The 15247-nt window shown below is 44.8% G+C and carries 11 protein-coding genes, 1 tRNA gene and 1 pseudogene; 9 read left to right on the top strand and 4 right to left on the bottom strand.

Features of this window, described 5'->3' with window-relative positions; all coding sequences use genetic code 11:
• The first annotated feature begins 4 nt into the window (after positions 1 to 4).
• Both CO230_RS02485 and CO230_RS02480 read left to right on the top strand, forming a co-directional pair.
• The gene (locus CO230_RS02485; RefSeq protein WP_122027153.1) at positions 5 to 1288 is read left to right on the top strand and encodes an amidohydrolase family protein; all 1284 of its coding nucleotides are present in this window, start codon (positions 5 to 7) and stop codon (positions 1286 to 1288) included.
• 100 nt (positions 1289 to 1388) lie between these two features.
• Complete coding sequence (locus tag CO230_RS02480; protein WP_122027152.1) at positions 1389 to 3512, top strand: Tex family protein; 2124 nt, start codon at positions 1389 to 1391, stop codon at positions 3510 to 3512.
• A gap of 87 nt (positions 3513 to 3599) precedes the next feature.
• Here the strand turns inward: CO230_RS02480 and CO230_RS02475 are convergent.
• The 3 genes from CO230_RS02475 to CO230_RS02465 all read right to left on the bottom strand — a co-directional run bounded on the left by CO230_RS02475 (position 3600) and on the right by CO230_RS02465 (position 6848).
• A tRNA-Phe gene (locus tag CO230_RS02475) sits at positions 3600 to 3672 on the bottom strand.
• Positions 3673 to 3765: 93 nt separating this feature from the next.
• Positions 3766 to 5604, bottom strand: coding sequence for a lysophospholipid acyltransferase family protein (locus tag CO230_RS02470; protein ID WP_122027151.1), 1839 nt, complete (start codon positions 5602 to 5604; stop codon positions 3766 to 3768).
• A 5-nt stretch (positions 5605 to 5609) separates the two neighbouring features.
• Entirely contained in the window at positions 5610 to 6848 is a 1239-nt protein-coding gene (locus tag CO230_RS02465) for an aspartate kinase (RefSeq protein ID WP_122027150.1), read from the bottom strand.
• 231 nt (positions 6849 to 7079) lie between these two features.
• Here CO230_RS02465 and fbp point away from each other — a divergent pair, with 231 nt between their 5' ends.
• Together fbp and CO230_RS02455 are read left to right on the top strand one after the other, a co-directional pair.
• Positions 7080 to 8090, top strand: coding sequence for a class 1 fructose-bisphosphatase (gene fbp / locus CO230_RS02460; RefSeq protein WP_122027149.1), 1011 nt, complete (start codon positions 7080 to 7082; stop codon positions 8088 to 8090).
• Positions 8091 to 9095, top strand: a complete 1005-nt coding sequence (locus CO230_RS02455; RefSeq protein ID WP_122027148.1) for an o-succinylbenzoate synthase — start codon at positions 8091 to 8093, stop codon at positions 9093 to 9095. It abuts the gene before it with no gap.
• Between the two features lie 27 nt (positions 9096 to 9122).
• On the opposite strand, the gene CO230_RS02450 is transcribed toward CO230_RS02455, so the two are convergent.
• Positions 9123 to 9833 (bottom strand): DUF3575 domain-containing protein, encoded by a 711-nt coding sequence (locus CO230_RS02450; protein WP_122027147.1) that lies wholly within the window; start codon positions 9831 to 9833, stop codon positions 9123 to 9125.
• A 246-nt stretch (positions 9834 to 10079) separates the two neighbouring features.
• Between CO230_RS02450 and CO230_RS02445 the strand changes: the two genes are divergently transcribed.
• The 5 genes and pseudogenes from CO230_RS02445 to dusB all read left to right on the top strand — a co-directional run bounded on the left by CO230_RS02445 (position 10080) and on the right by dusB (position 15147).
• Positions 10080 to 11753: a glutamine--tRNA ligase/YqeY domain fusion protein gene (locus CO230_RS02445; protein WP_122027146.1), complete on the top strand. Its 1674-nt coding sequence runs from the start codon at positions 10080 to 10082 to the stop codon at positions 11751 to 11753.
• 162 nt (positions 11754 to 11915) lie between these two features.
• Positions 11916 to 13088: a thioredoxin family protein gene (locus CO230_RS02440; protein WP_122027145.1), complete on the top strand. Its 1173-nt coding sequence runs from the start codon at positions 11916 to 11918 to the stop codon at positions 13086 to 13088.
• Positions 13089 to 13093: 5 nt separating this feature from the next.
• The gene (locus CO230_RS02435) at positions 13094 to 13723 is read left to right on the top strand and encodes a DUF3575 domain-containing protein (protein ID WP_122027144.1); all 630 of its coding nucleotides are present in this window, start codon (positions 13094 to 13096) and stop codon (positions 13721 to 13723) included.
• 1 nt (position 13724) lies between these two features.
• Complete coding sequence (locus tag CO230_RS02430; RefSeq protein ID WP_122027143.1) at positions 13725 to 13928, top strand: hypothetical protein; 204 nt, start codon at positions 13725 to 13727, stop codon at positions 13926 to 13928.
• Between the two features lie 221 nt (positions 13929 to 14149).
• Positions 14150 to 15147 (top strand): annotated as a pseudogene (dusB, locus tag CO230_RS02425) (tRNA dihydrouridine synthase DusB).
• Positions 15148 to 15247: the final 100 nt, after the last annotated feature.

The raw sequence follows: 15247 nt of genomic DNA, 5'->3' as shown, positions 1-15247 counted from the left end.
ATGTATGAGAAAATTTATCTATAAAACATCCGCAATTATATTTTTGCTGCCAACTGCCATAGCAGCCCAGCGCCCCGCCCCTGCACCGGCACAGACGGTGCCTGTCGCCATAACAGGCGCTACATTACATACCGCCAGGGGCAGCGTTTTACCAAACACTTCCATCATCTTCAGCCAGGGGAAAATAACCGGTATTAACGCCCCAGTTCCCTCAAACGCAAAAGTCATCGATGCGAGCGGAAAGCACGTCTATCCAGGTTTCATTTTAGTAAATAATTCATTAGGACTTGTCGAAATTTCTGCTACCAAAGCCACGGTAGATCTGGTAGAATCAAACGATTTCGTACCAGAAATACGCACACTGATCGCTTTTAATACCGACAGCCACGTCATCCCTACTGTGCGCACCAACGGTGTATTGCTTGCCCAGCCAGTATTGGGGGATGGGATTTTGAAAGGCACTTCATCTGTGATGAATCTTGATGGGTGGAACTGGCAGGACGCAGTGGTGGCCACCGACAATGTACTGCACCTTGCATGGCCAGAATACCGCAAATCAGCCGATGAAAAAAGAAACAAAGAGTTAAAAGAAAATCGCGACGCTACTTTAACGGAACTTAAAGCCCTATTTGCCCGGGCAAAAACCTATCAACCAAACAGCGGCGTAAAAGATTATAAACTTGAAGCTATCGCACCAGTGCTGAACGGTAACAAAATCTTGTTTGCGCAGGTAGCAGGCGCCAATGAAGCACTGGAAGTCATCAAATTTGCCAATGATTACAGCATCAGGAAAACCGTGCTGTTGGGCGATGCCAGCCTGGACAGTGTGCTGGAGGAGATCAAACGCAGTGGCTTCCCACTCATCATTACCAACCCACATTCGCTGCCCACAAACGAATCGATGTCGCCAAGACTTCCATATGAATTTGCAAAAAAAGTAGCTGACAAAGGCATTCTTCATGGCTTGGATTATAGCGCACGGAAGGATTTCTCGGATTCCCGGAATTTACCTTTTCTGGCAGGTACTACCGCCGCTTACGGATTAGATAAGGAGAAAGCCCTGCAAAGCATTACGCTGAATCTTGCAAAAATACTGGGTATCGATAAAGATTATGGCAGCCTGGAAGTGGGCAAAAGCGCTACACTATTTATTTCTGATGGCGACGCGCTCGATCAACTTACCAACAATGTTACTGAAGCTTTCATTGATGGCCGGCAAATCGACCTTAACAATCAACAGAAAGAACTTTACAAAAGGTTTAAGGAGAAATATTCCACCTCCCAATAAGTTTTATTTCCAGACAGTTACGTAAGACCTCCTCACACTTGCTGAAGAGGTTCTTTTTTTACGGGCTATAATCATTATTTTAGCAACTTTTAAAACCATTATGAATCAGAACTCCTATATCCAAAAATACATTCAACTAACTCAATTTCAAATAGATGCAACATTAAAACTATTATCAGAAGACTGTACGATCCCTTTTATTTCGCGCTATCGTAAAGACGCCACCGGAAATCTTGACGAAGTACAGATTGAGCAGATTGCGCGGCTTAGTTCCCAATACAATGTCATCTTAAAGAGAAAAGAGCATATTCTAAATACCATTGAAGAACAAAACGCGCTTTCTGCCGAACTGAAACAAAGAATTGAGACAAGTTTTGATCTTCAGGAACTCGAAGATCTTTATTTACCCTTCAAGAAACGAAAAAAAACGAAAGCCGACAGTGCCCGGGAAAAAGGACTTGAACCTTTGGCCAAAATCATCATGAGCCAAAAACCCACAGACGTGGTAGCAGTGGCTACGAAATACCTCAGCGATACAGTTTCCACAGAAGAAGATGTACTGCAGGGCGCAAGGGATATTATCGCTGAATGGATCAATGAAAACATCTACATCCGGAAAAACCTGCGCCGCCTTTTTCAGCGCAAAGCCGTCATTAGTTCAAAAGTGATGAAAACCAAAAAGGACGAAGAGGCGGCCCAGAAATTCGTACAGTATTTCAATTGGGAAGAAAACCTCAGCCGCATCCCATCACACAGGCTTTTGGCGATGCTCCGTGCGGAGACCGAAGGCTTTGTGAAAACCAACATCGGCATTGATAAGGAAGAAGCGCTGACTGTGATTGAAAATACTGTAATCAAAAGCCACAGCGGCACTGCCGAACAAATTTCACTGGCCATTAAAGACTGTTATAAAAGACTGCTAGAGCCCGCGATTGCCAATGAAACCCTACAGGAAGCAAAAATAAAAGCTGATGCCAAAGCCATCGATATCTTCTCTGAAAACCTAAAGCAACTCCTGCTTGCACCACCTTTGGGACAAAAGAGAATCCTGGCTATCGATCCCGGGTATCGTAGCGGCTGTAAAGTGGTGTGCCTTGATGAAAAAGGCGACCTGCTGCACAATGAAACCATTTATCCCCACGCACCGCAAAACGAAACTGGCATGGCGATGAAAAAAATCCGTTCGATGGTGAATGCGTACCAGATTGAAGCCATCTCCATCGGAAATGGCACCGCCAGCCGCGAGACCGAATTTTTCATCAAGAAAATCGCATTCGAGCGACCGCTACAGGTTTATGTGGTATCAGAGGCGGGCGCTTCGGTATATTCGGCAAGTAAGATTGCCCGTGAAGAATTCCCCGAATTTGACGTTACTGTTCGCGGCGCGGTTTCTATAGGTCGCAGACTCGCTGATCCGCTGGCGGAACTGGTGAAGATTGAGCCAAAATCCATCGGTGTTGGGCAATATCAGCACGATGTAGATCAAACTTTACTTAAAAACGAACTGGATGCTACCGTTATGAAATGTGTGAATTCTGTAGGTATCAACCTGAATACTGCCAGCAAATCATTACTCAGCTATGTTTCGGGAATTGGTGAGAAAATGGCCGAAAACATCGTGAATTACCGTACAGCAAACGGACCTTTTAAAGACCGGAAACAACTTAAGAAAGTACCGAGGTTGGGCGAAAAAGTCTTTCAGCAGGCGGCAGCGTTTGTAAGAATTGTCAATGGTGACAACCCGCTCGATAATTCTGCTGTTCACCCGGAAGCGTACCCACTGATAGAGCGAATGGCCAAAGATCTCGGTATGAGAACCACAGCACTTGTCGGCAATAAAGAAAAAATCAGGCAGATACAGCCAGAGGTGTACGCAAATGAAACAATAGGCGTCCTTGGCATCAGGGACATCCTTAAAGAACTTGAAAAGCCTGGTTTAGACCCCAGAAAATCGGCGCGGATATTCGAGTTCGATGCTTCCGTTAAAAGCCTGAAGGATGTAAAACCCGGAATGATTCTTCCCGGAATCGTGAACAACATCACCGCTTTCGGCTGTTTTGTGGATTTAGGGATCAAAGAAAGTGGCCTCGTGCATATTTCGCAAATGAAAGAAGGCTTCGTATCAGACGTAAATGAAGTCGTAAAACTACATCAGCACGTAAGCGTGAAAGTAACCGAGGTGGACGAAGCCAGAAAGAGAATTCAACTGACGATGATATTATAGCCAAAAGGCAGTTCAGTGCTGCCTTCCGCAATCAATTAGTCCAAATAAAAAAAATCACTTACATCGCTGTAAGTGATTGTTATTTAGTGGTTTCTCCAGGAATCGAACCAGGGACACATGGATTTTCAATCCATTGCTCTACCAACTGAGCTAAGAAACCGCCTTCATTACCGTAGTAAAGTGCTGCAAAAGTATAACTTTTATGCATTCGGCGCAAGTTTATCGGCAACAAATTTCACCAGCCTGTAAAAACTTACTGATTTTCAGGACAATTATTTTCTTCATTGCGCATCTGCTCGCTCATTTCCTCAAGTACCGGCTTAATGGTACTCTCCGGAAGATCGCTGATGCGGATGTACATCAACCCGTCAATGGCATCATTAAAACTGGGATCTACGTTAAATGAAACCACTTTCGCATTCTGTTTGATGTATTTCTTAATCAGAACAGGCAAGCGCATTTCGGGCTCCAGATCATCAATGATCTTGTCGAGTTTATTAAGGTCCGCCTCAACTTCCTCAAAGAAGAGATGTTTATCGCGGTCTTTCAGTTTTACTTTAAATTCTTTTTTAGGATGAATATACTGTGCGACGGCAGAATCGTAATAGTTCGACCGCATGAACTCAATCATCAGGGATTTTGAAAATTCCGAAAATTTATCCGAGATGCTCACGCCACCCATCAGGAATTTGTGTTCCGGATTTCTGAGGCATACATGTACGATCCCGCGCCACAGAAGAAATAGCGGTAACGGCTTTTGCTGATAATCAGCGGAAATATACGCACGCCCCATTTCGATGACTTTGCGGAAGAAAGGCCGCAGTTCGGGGTCAAATTCAAATAAAGAACTGGTATAAAAACCTTCAATACCATGCTTCTTCATCACCTCTTGCCCCAGCGCCATACGGTAGGCACCCACCAGCTTCTGCGGGCCTGCGTCCCAAAGGAAAAGGTGGTGATAATGCTCATCATAATGATCCAGGTCGAAAGGCAAATTGCTTCCTTCACCAATCTGGCGGAAAGTAAGTTCGCGCTGGCGCCCAATTTCACGCATGATGGATGGTATTTCCTGATAAGTACAGAAGTAAACCTCATAATTTGCGTTGCGGAAAAGCATTTTTTCCTGTTTGCGCAGTTGACTGATCTCTTCGATCAGATTTTCGGGCGGCGTTTCATCAATAATATTCTGCACCACATTCCCAGCCTTCAGTATCGGAAAGTTCAGCTTCAGATTGGGGAGTTTCAGGTGTTCGGCGATAGATTTTCTTTTTTCATAGTAAGATTTCAGCATGTAGATTTTTTTCTGCAGAAATTCTCCCATCTCCTCTACAGAATCATGATCCTCCAATACTTTTACGGAAACGGGTTTCCCGATGCGGATACGGATGGGCTTCTCTCTTTTGTGCATCATCTCGGTTGGGAGCAATAAAGTCTGCAACTCGGGATGAAGTTTGGCCGCACGGTAGAACAGACGGCTGTTTTTGGCATGGAAGTACATCGGCACCACCGGAACTCTTGCGTGTTTTATGAGTTTTAAGGCTGGTTTTTCCCACGCACGGTCGCGGATTTCGCCGAAAGCATTGTTCTTGTTCGACACTTCACCTGCAGGAAAGATACCGACGCACCCACCATTCTGCAGATGCTTCAAGGTTTCGCGCATACCCGTCATGCTGTTTCGGATTTCTTTTCGGCTTTCAAATGGGTTTACCGAAATCACGAAAGGTTCCATCGGCTTGATCTTCTCTAAAAGGAAATTTCCCATCACTTTAAAATCCGGACGGATTTCTGTAAGGATTTTGGTCATCAGAATGCCGTCAATTGCGCCTAACGGATGGTTTGACACTAAAATAAACGCGCCTGTTTTAGGTATTTTGGCAAGATCTTCTTCAAAAACAATGTATTTAAGGCCACGTTCGCGCACAAAACCATCGAAAAACGCTTTGCCCTGCTTATCTTTCAGCAGGTCGTAAAGTTTATTCACTTCCGTGATTTTTGTGAGTCGCATGATGGCGGCAGCCACTGGACTTTTCAGCAAACCGAGTTTGCCCAGTCCGGAAACTTTTATCAGATCCTCTTTTGTAATAAGACTCATGGTGGTTAGTTGGTTACTATCTGAACGGTACGTTTTGCGATTTGTTCGAGCAGGATGTTTTTATTTACGTAAAAGCGGTCGAGGTCATTCATATCAGCGTTCCGCACTGTGAAAAGCGAGACATCCCTGATGATTTCGGTACTGAAATCCTGCTGTAGCGCCTGCAACATCTCATCAATCGCACCGTATTTATCCTCCAAGCAAAGCGCCAGGGAAATGGCAGAATTCTGCATCAGTGAGATCTTTATCCTAAGTTTTGCAAGCTGCGCGAAAATCTGACTTAAATGCTCCTCAGCAATAAAAGAGAAATCGCGTGTAGCGATACGCAGCAAGTGCTGGTTTTCTTTTAGAATATAAGATTCCTCGAAACGGTTTTCCTCGGTGTTTCCTACTTTTGTCCCGGGCTTTTCTGGTTCTAAGAAAGATTTCACATAGAACGGAATATTCTTTTGCTGTAGTGGCTGTAGGGTTTTTGGGTGAATGACAGATGCGCCGTAATACGCCATTTCAATGGCTTCTTCGTATGAAATATGTGATAAAAGCGAAACATCCTCAAATTTGCGTGGATCGCCGGTCATCACGCCAGGCACATCCTTCCAGATCGTCATGGCTTCCGCATCCAGGCCGTAAGCAAAGACCGCCGCTGAATAATCGGAACCTTCGCGCCCGAGCGTAACGGTAAAATTATCTCCCTCGGAAGCGATGAAACCTTGCGTAACGTAACATCTGGAGGCATCAAGAAGCGAAATATTGCGCTGTGTTTGCACCCAGTCGATCACACCCTCACGGTAGGTAGAATCGGTTTTCAGATAGTCACGCGCATCCAGCCAGGTATTGGTAAACTGCTTTAAATTCAGGTATTCGCTCAGGATTTTTGATGAAATCAGCTCTCCGCTGCTTACCACCTGGTCGTACACGAAATTATAATTCGGAGAACGGTTGCGGCGCAAGAAAGCATCTATATCATCAAAAAATAGCGAAACATCCTCAAAAACAGGGTGGTTTTCCTCAAACAAACCATTGGAAATCTCGAGGTGATACTGTTTGACTTTGGCAATTTCTGCCTGATAATCGGCTTTTTTAAAATAATCTTCTACTACTTTCTCCAACGCATTGGTGGTTTTACCCATTGCGGATACCACCAGCAGACAACGCTCGAACCCCTGGGAAGCCAGCACTTTTGTCACATTCTTCACACCTTCAGCATCTTTTACCGAGGCACCTCCAAATTTAAAAATTTTCATCTATGTAATTAATAGCCAATAATATATTTAAAGTCTTGTACAGTTTTTATTGTAAAACCAACCTTCAAAATTATTAATTTAATTCCGGATACAGAAAAACACATCTTTTGTGACACGGATTATATAAGTGACAAACCAGATATAATGCGCTGCCCATAATAAAATAGAAGTATAGAAAATGTGGGAATTGAAAGTTTTTTACGAAATTTGGGAAAAAGTAAACATACAAAAATGGCGGAACAAAATTTTCAGACACTCGGGGAATTTATCATTGATAAACAAGAGGACTTCCAATACTCTACAGGGGAATTATCACGCTTGCTAAGCGCTATACGGCTCGCCTCGAAGGTCGTGAACCGCGAGGTGAACAAGGCCGGGATTGCCAACATCATCGGAAAAGCGGGAAACGAAAACATACAGGGCGAAGAACAGCAGAAACTGGATGTGCTGGCCAATGAAATCTTTATTGAAGCCCTCTCGCAGCGCGAAGTGGTATGCGGGATCGCCTCTGAAGAAAATGATGATTTTATCGAAATACACGCTTCCTGCAATGCGCACCTCAGCAAATACGTGGTACTGATTGATCCGCTCGACGGTTCTTCAAACATTGATGTCAACGTGTCTGTAGGGACTATTTTTTCTATCTACCGCCGCGTCACTGAACCCGGAACGCCCGTAGCGCTCGAAGATTTCCTGCAGAAAGGCATCAACCAAATCGCGGCGGGATACGTGGTCTACGGCTCATCTACCATGATTGTCTACACAACAGGCAACGGCGTGAATGGTTTCACGTTAGACCCAAGTTTGGGAACATACTATCTCTCGCATCCATCCATGAAATTCCCGGAGAATGGCAAAATTTACTCAATCAATGAAGGTAATTACAGCAAATTTCCGCAAGGCGTAAAGAATTACATCAAATACTGCCAGCTTGAAGAAGGCGACCGCCCTTATACTTCGCGATATATCGGCAGCTTGGTATCGGATTTCCACAGAAACATGATCAAAGGGGGCATTTACATTTATCCCTCTACCGCACAATCCCCGCATGGTAAACTCCGGTTGTTGTATGAATGCAATCCGATGGCATTTTTGGCAGAACAGGCCGGCGGAAAATGTACCGATGGTTACCGCAGAATCCTTGAAATTGAACCTACCGAACTTCACCAGCGCGTACCATTCTTCTGCGGAAGCCGAAAAATGGTAGAAAAAGCAGAGGAGTTCATGCAGCAGCAAAAATAAATGACCGCAAAATTCAAATCTCACATATTAAAATTCAAACGTCCTGGTGGCACCTCCCGTGGCGTTTTACAAACTAAGGAAACCTTTATCCTTGAAGTAAGCAATGAAGGCAAAACCGGTGTGGGCGAATGTGGCCTGTTCCGGGGACTAAGCCATGATGATGTACCCGATTACGAAGACAAACTGCAATGGCTTTGCGAAAACATCAACGCTGATGAAACATTTCTGCAAAAAGAACTCCGCCACTACCCTTCTATCTGGTTCGGTTATGAACAGGCAATGCTTAATTTAAAGCATGGTGATACGCTATACTTTCCCAGCAAATTTACGGCAGGGCAGGATTCTATAAACATCAATGGCCTGATCTGGATGGGAAGTGCCAGTTTTATGCAAAAGCAGATCGAAGAGAAACTTGCCGCCGGTTTTCACTGCCTGAAACTGAAAATCGGTACAGACTGGCCATCAGAAAAGAAAATACTGGAGGAGCTGCGGTTACAGTTCCCAAAAGACCAACTCGAACTTCGTGTGGATGCCAACGGTGCATTTAGTACCGATGAAGCGCGGCACGTCCTGCATGAACTCGCGGCATTACAAATCCACTCCATCGAGCAACCTATCAAAGCTGGCAACCGCGAACAGATGCGGGAACTTTGCGCCACAACCCCTGTGCCTATCGCTTTGGATGAAGAACTTATTGGGGTGGTACACTATCAGGATAAAAAAGCACTTCTAGAAGCCATCAGGCCGCAGTATATTATTTTAAAACCTTCCTTGGTTGGCGGGTTTTCGGGTTCTGATGAATGGATTTCGCTCGCTGAGGAACAGCAAATCGGTTGGTGGATTACCTCAGCGCTCGAAAGCAACATCGGCTTGAACGCTATTGCACAATACACCTTTACGAAAAATGCTAAAATCCCACAGGGACTGGGCACAGGTGGGCTTTTCACTAATAATTTCAACAGCCCTTTATGCCTTGAAAGAGATGAACTATGGATGAAACCTTAAAACTTTATTATTACCAAATATAAAGTTCTAAAACCTGTATCCCACCGACAAACCTGAACGAATGCCCGCCCAAGGACCATCCAACCGAATGTTGGCGCCGGTAGCATCGGTGCTTACCGTATATTCCACAAACGGAATATCAAGATTTTCAATCTCTCTTTGAAGTTCTGCCTGTTCCATGGGAGTCAGTGGCCGTGGTGAGGCAGCACGTAAATCTCCCTTTCCGTTACCGTAGTGCGCGCCAATAATCCAAAAATCAAGCACCCACTGGGATGTTTGCCCCAAAAACCATTGTGCACCCACCATCAAGCCACCACTGTTACCGTTGGCGTTTCCGGTTATTCTGGTCGGCACGCTGCCGGTTTCATAATCCACATCATAAGTCACTTCCTCTATATCTATTTTTGTGTGGCGGTAATAGGGCGCCAGATAAAAACCTTTGCCATACCCCTGTCCGAGATAGATCCTGGGTTCAAGTGTGAATTGTGACTGTGAAACTTTCGCGTTAGAGAACTCTGTATCATCCAGCAAGTTGCCGCTGTAAGGAATAGACCCTTTCGGTACAGTGCCATAACTGAGCGAGAGTGAAAATGTTCTGTTAATCACCCTTTCGTATGTAACGTTGATGTTTCGGAAGGCGTACGCAGTAACGTTTGTCTTCACGATATTCATTTCTTCCGGTTGTGCCTGTGCAAAAAGCATAAGTGGTGCAAGAACGGTTAACAATGCAGTTTTCATAGTAATCGGTTTTTAGGTTATTTCAAGGAAAGTTTCGGAAGTTTTTATGCGCTATCAAATATATAAAAATTAAAGATTACTGCAGATTCACCTCATTAATCATAACCAAAACATGAATTTAGCTGCAATAAATACTGAAATATACTATAAAGGGTACCCATTTCCCAACATCTATTTTAAAAACAGGTGCATGGGTATAATTAATCATGAAAGAATCGTAAATTTGCCACTATACAAGAACAGTCCATGGAAGAAGAGAAAAAATCCCTCAATTTTATCGAACAAATCATTGAAGATGATTTAGCCAACGGTTTTCCTAAAGAAAAACTGCGCTTCCGGTTCCCGCCCGAGCCGAATGGGTATTTGCACATCGGCCACACCAAAGCCATCTGCATTAATTTCGGTTTGGGAGAAAAATATGGCGCACCCGTAAACCTGCGTTTTGATGACACCAACCCCGAAAAAGAAGAACAGGAGTTTGTAGATTCTATTAAAGCGGATATCGACTGGCTGGGCTTCCATTATGATAAAGAGCTGTATGCATCAGATTATTTTCAGCAACTTTACGAATGGGCCGTACAAATGATTAAAGACGGGAAAGCATATGTGGACGAACAATCTTCCGAAGAAATTACCGCGCAGCGCAAAAACCCCTTTGAAGACGGCATCGAGTCTCCTTACCGTAACCGCCCGGTTGCTGAAAGTTTAGCACTTTTTGAAAGGATGAAAAATGGCGAATTTGAGGAAGGCAGCATGTCATTGCGCGCCAAAATCGACATGACATCGCCTAACATGAACATGCGCGACCCTGTGATGTACCGCATACTGAAAAGGCCCCACCACCGTACGGGCGAAACCTGGAAGATTTACCCGATGTACGATTGGGCACATGGAGAATCTGATTATATCGAACAAGTCTCACATTCCCTCTGCTCGCTCGAGTTCGAAAACCACCGCCCACTTTACGACTGGTACCTCGATCAGGTATATGATGAAGATAATGTGCGCAACAAACAGCGTGAATTTGCACGGATGAATGTCTCATACATGATCACCTCTAAACGAAAACTGCAACGTCTGGTCGCCGAAAAAGCCGTTACCGGCTGGGACGATCCGCGTATGCCTACCATTTCGGGAATGCGAAGACTGGGCTATACCCCTACAGCCATCAAAAATTTTATTGAAAGAGTAGGCGTCGCCAAAAGAGAGAACCTTATTGATATACAACTGCTCGAATTCTTCGTGCGCGAAGATCTAAATAAAAACGCTACCCGCGTAATGGCTGTGGTAGATCCGGTAAAACTCGTCATTGAAAATTATCCTGAGAATGCCGAAGAATGGCTGGAGACAGAAAACAACCCTGAAGATGAACATGCAGGCACACGCCAGATTCCCTTCTCGCGCGAACTGTATATCGAACGTGAAGATTTCAAAGAAGAAGCCAACAATAAATTTTTCCGCTTAAAGCTTGGCGGCGAAGTTCGTCTGAAATCCGCCTACATCATCAAGGCAGAACGGGTAGATAAGGATGAAAACGGCGAAATCACCACCATCTACGCCACCTACGACCCCAAAAGCAAATCGGGCAGCGGTACCGAAGAAAGCCTCAGGAAAGTAAAAGGTACGCTTCATTGGGTGTCGGCTAATCACGCATTGCCGATTGAGGTGCGCATCTACGAGCGTCTTTTCACGATTCCTCAGCCAGATGCCGAGAAGGAAAAAGATTTCATGGAGTTCATCAACCCGAATTCATTGAAAACCGTACAGGGATTTGCCGAACCAAGTCTTCAGCATGCAGAAACCGGACAACATTATCAGTTCCAGCGTATCGGTTATTTCACCAAAGACCGAGATTCTACCACAGATAAATTGGTTTTCAACAGAACAGTTACTTTAAAAGACGGTTATAAACCCGAATAATCACAAGACCTTTCAGCAAAAACTGAAAGGTTTTTTTATGCCCGCAGTACATCATTTAAATTAAAAAAACACGTTATAAAGCTTCATTGCAAAATAAACGGCCAATCAGAAATTTCCCTTAAAATATATTATAATTATCTTCGCACTAAATTTTCGCATTTCATGAAAAGATTATTCACACTTATTATATTTTCAGTTTCCTTATCAATATTCGCTCAGGAAAGCATCCGGTTTGAGCAAGGCACTTTTAAAGACATCCTCGCGAAAGCCAAAACAGAGAAAAAACTGGTCTTTCTTGATGCTTTTGCCGTGTGGTGCGGCCCATGCAAGATGATGGAGAAAAATGTATTCACGCTGCCAGCCGTACGCAGTTTTTATAACGCCCATTTCATTAATGCCCGCTTCGATATGGAAAAAGGGGAAGGAATTGACATCGCACGCAAATACGGCATCCGCTCCTACCCTGCCTTCTTATTCTTGAATGGTGATGGTGAAGTGGTGAAGCAAACTTTTGGTTATATGGCCGAAGAAGCTTTTTTGGCATTCGCGAAAGAAGCCAGCGACCCGAAATTGGCTACGGCCTCCATCAAAGAGTTGTTCGAAAAAGGAGCGTCTTCGCCGGAGTTTCTTCTCAATATGATGCAACTTTACTCACAGAGCGATTTCCCATTGGCCCAAAAAGCCTCTGAAAGATTTTTTGAGGTAAAGAAAAACCAGCCTTTAACCAAAGATGAACTCGGTATTTTACTATATTTCACAAAGTCGCCGACTGATGTTAATTACAAAACTTTTGTAGCCCGAAAGCCAGAAATCATCAATCTGATGTCAGCAGATATTTACCATCAGTTTGATACCAATATTAAGATTTCCCATATTATGGAAGAGGCCTTCGACCAAAAAACCGGATTGATTAATGATGATTATTTCTATGAAAAAGCCATTCCGCTGGTGGGAAAAGCAGAAGCCGAAACCGCGCTGAACCGCACAAAAATCATCGTGTACGCAAGTGCCGGACGCTTTGCGGAGTATGAAAAAGCCGCTCTGCAATATTATAAAACCCCGGAAAACTTCGATCCGGAAGAACTTTTGCGCGCGGCATGGCTTTTCAGTGAGCATGTTACGACCCCAGCCTCTCTGAAGAAAGCAGAAGAATGGGCCGAAAAATCGGTCATGCGTTCAGAAACAGTTGAGAATACCTATATCCTGGCAAAACTATATGCTAAAAACGGTAAAAAAGACAACGCCAAAATGTATGCTGAAACCTCAAAAAAGCTGGCCGAAAACCAAGGCAAAGATGCTTCGTTAGCCATAAAACTTCTTGAAAGCTTAAAATAATTCTTTTGAAGAAATTCCTTTTTATCATAGCAGCATCGCTCTACTCACCTTTTATTGTACAAGCACAAGATTCTACGAGCACGCGTAAGCAGATATTTGTAAAAGCCAACACACTGTTTCTACCTATCGGGGTGATAAATGTGGGAGCGGAATATCAGATCAGTAAAAAAACAACGCTTCAGGCTGATGTTTTTATCTCGCCCTGGAAATCTTTTGGCGGCAAATACGCTCAGGTTTATATGGTGGGTTTTGATGGCCGTTACTATTTTAATAAAGCCTTTACACATTGGTATGTAGGTGCCAATATTTCCGCTGCACGCTTCATAGTCCAGAAATGGAACTACTGGGGCGACGCGCGTTACCAGTTTACGGAAGATTCACCCATTTACGCAATTTCAGACCTTTATCAGGATGGGTTTAGCCTATCTATCGGTGCCGTTGCAGGCTATCAATGGCAACTTAATGAAAACTGGAACCTTGATCTATTTATAGGTGCCGGCACAATGCAGAGTTTCTACCGGGGCTATCACAAAACATTGGGCGTACGTTATGATACCGATCCCACCCGGGATCTAAACCGCAGCGGCGAGTGGATTCCGTATCGCGGGGGCCTCATGATTTCTTATAGATTATAAAATGGATATAAAAAGTAAAAAATTCCTGGTGATCGCAGTCATCACCTTCACCATCCTTTTCCTGATGAATTATGTCGGTAATGATTTACCCGACCGGCTTGAACGTGCCCTGATGACAGCTGTTGCAGGCGTTGTGGGACTTACCATCGGTATGTGGTTCGTGCACCGAAACTCCAAAGACGATACGCACCACGATTTCGACTAAGATTTCCTGAGGATTTTGGGCGGCATCTCGCGCTTTCCGCTGCAATCTTTTGGCGGCACTGGCGTGCCGCCAAAAGGATTTACGCTACAATCGCGGCCGCGGGTACCTCTCCCCATCCTATGCAACGGCAAAAAATAAAGTAATGATTACTTCTCACTACTTGGCACAGGTAGCAAAAACTTCCGCTCGCCCAATTCTTCTATAAATGGTATCTTTGCAGCATGATAAAAATCGGGAATATAGAACTGCCGGAGTTCCCCTTGCTGCTTGCACCTATGGAGGACGTCTCCGATCCACCCTTTCGCCGCCTCTGCAAACTGCACGGCGCCGACATGATGTATTCAGAATTCATTTCTTCTGAAGGTCTCATCCGCGATGCCATGAAAAGCCGTAAAAAGCTCGACATTTTCGATTACGAAAGACCTGTGGGCATACAGATTTTTGGTGGCGATGAGGAAGCGATGGCACTTTCCGCTAAAATCGTAGAGACAGTAAACCCCGACCTGGTGGACATCAATTTCGGTTGCCCGGTGAAAAAAGTAGTCTGCAAAGCGCCGGCGCCGGCGTGCTGAAAGACATCGACCTCATGATCCGCCTTACGAAAGCTGTGGTGAATTCCACCCATCTTCCGGTGACGGTGAAAACCCGCCTTGGCTGGGATACCGAGACCATCAATATTATGGAAGTTGCGGAACGCCTTCAGGAAACGGGCATCAAAGCGCTTACCATCCATGCCAGGACACGCTCGCAGATGTACAAAGGTGAGGCGGACTGGGAATATATCTCGAAAGTGAAGAACAACCCAAATATTGAAATCCCTATTTTCGGGAACGGCGACGTAGATTCCCCCGAAAAAGCACTGGAGTACAAGCAAAAATACGACTGCGACGGCATCATGATCGGTCGGGGCGCGATTGGTTATCCGTGGATCTTCAATGAGATCAAACATTTTTTTGCGACAGGCGAAAAATTGCCTGAACCTACCATCACCCAGCGACTAGAGGCGGTACGCCAACACGCCGAGTGGAGCGCGGAATGGAAAGGTGAACGCCTTGGTCTTATCGAGATGCGACAGCATTACAGCAATTATTTCCGTGGGATCCCGCATTTCAAAGATTTCCGGCGGAAGTTCCTGGAGGTGTTCACGCTGGAGGAAATGGATGGCGTGATCGCGGAAGCGGCTGATTTTTACCGGGAGCATCAGCTTCAGGACCAATAGATTTCGGCTTAAGGCCTGCGCCATAGGATTGGCCCTCACCAGTCTTTACAGAACGCAAATCCCTAGCCCTGATTGCAGCGGCATCCTTTTTTGACGAGGA

The sequence above is a fragment of the Chryseobacterium sp. 6424 genome (genome assembly GCF_003692615.1).
In the GTDB taxonomy this organism is placed as follows: Bacteria; Bacteroidota; Bacteroidia; order Flavobacteriales; family Weeksellaceae; genus Kaistella.
The sequence above is the reverse complement of the archived record's forward strand: the minus strand, read 5'-3'. Positions and strand labels throughout refer to the sequence as shown.

Coding starts and splice junctions, on each gene's coding strand:
- CO230_RS02485 (WP_122027153.1), top strand. CDS start 5: ATGAGAAAATTTATCTATAAAACATCCGCAATTATATTTTTGCTGCCA.
- CO230_RS02480 (WP_122027152.1), top strand. CDS start 1,389: ATGAATCAGAACTCCTATATCCAAAAATACATTCAACTAACTCAATTT.
- CO230_RS02470 (WP_122027151.1), bottom strand. CDS start 5,604: ATGAGTCTTATTACAAAAGAGGATCTGATAAAAGTTTCCGGACTGGGC.
- CO230_RS02465 (WP_122027150.1), bottom strand. CDS start 6,848: ATGAAAATTTTTAAATTTGGAGGTGCCTCGGTAAAAGATGCTGAAGGT.
- fbp (WP_122027149.1), top strand. CDS start 7,080: ATGGCGGAACAAAATTTTCAGACACTCGGGGAATTTATCATTGATAAA.
- CO230_RS02455 (WP_122027148.1), top strand. CDS start 8,091: ATGACCGCAAAATTCAAATCTCACATATTAAAATTCAAACGTCCTGGT.
- CO230_RS02450 (WP_122027147.1), bottom strand. CDS start 9,833: ATGAAAACTGCATTGTTAACCGTTCTTGCACCACTTATGCTTTTTGCA.
- CO230_RS02445 (WP_122027146.1), top strand. CDS start 10,080: ATGGAAGAAGAGAAAAAATCCCTCAATTTTATCGAACAAATCATTGAA.
- CO230_RS02440 (WP_122027145.1), top strand. CDS start 11,916: ATGAAAAGATTATTCACACTTATTATATTTTCAGTTTCCTTATCAATA.
- CO230_RS02430 (WP_122027143.1), top strand. CDS start 13,725: ATGGATATAAAAAGTAAAAAATTCCTGGTGATCGCAGTCATCACCTTC.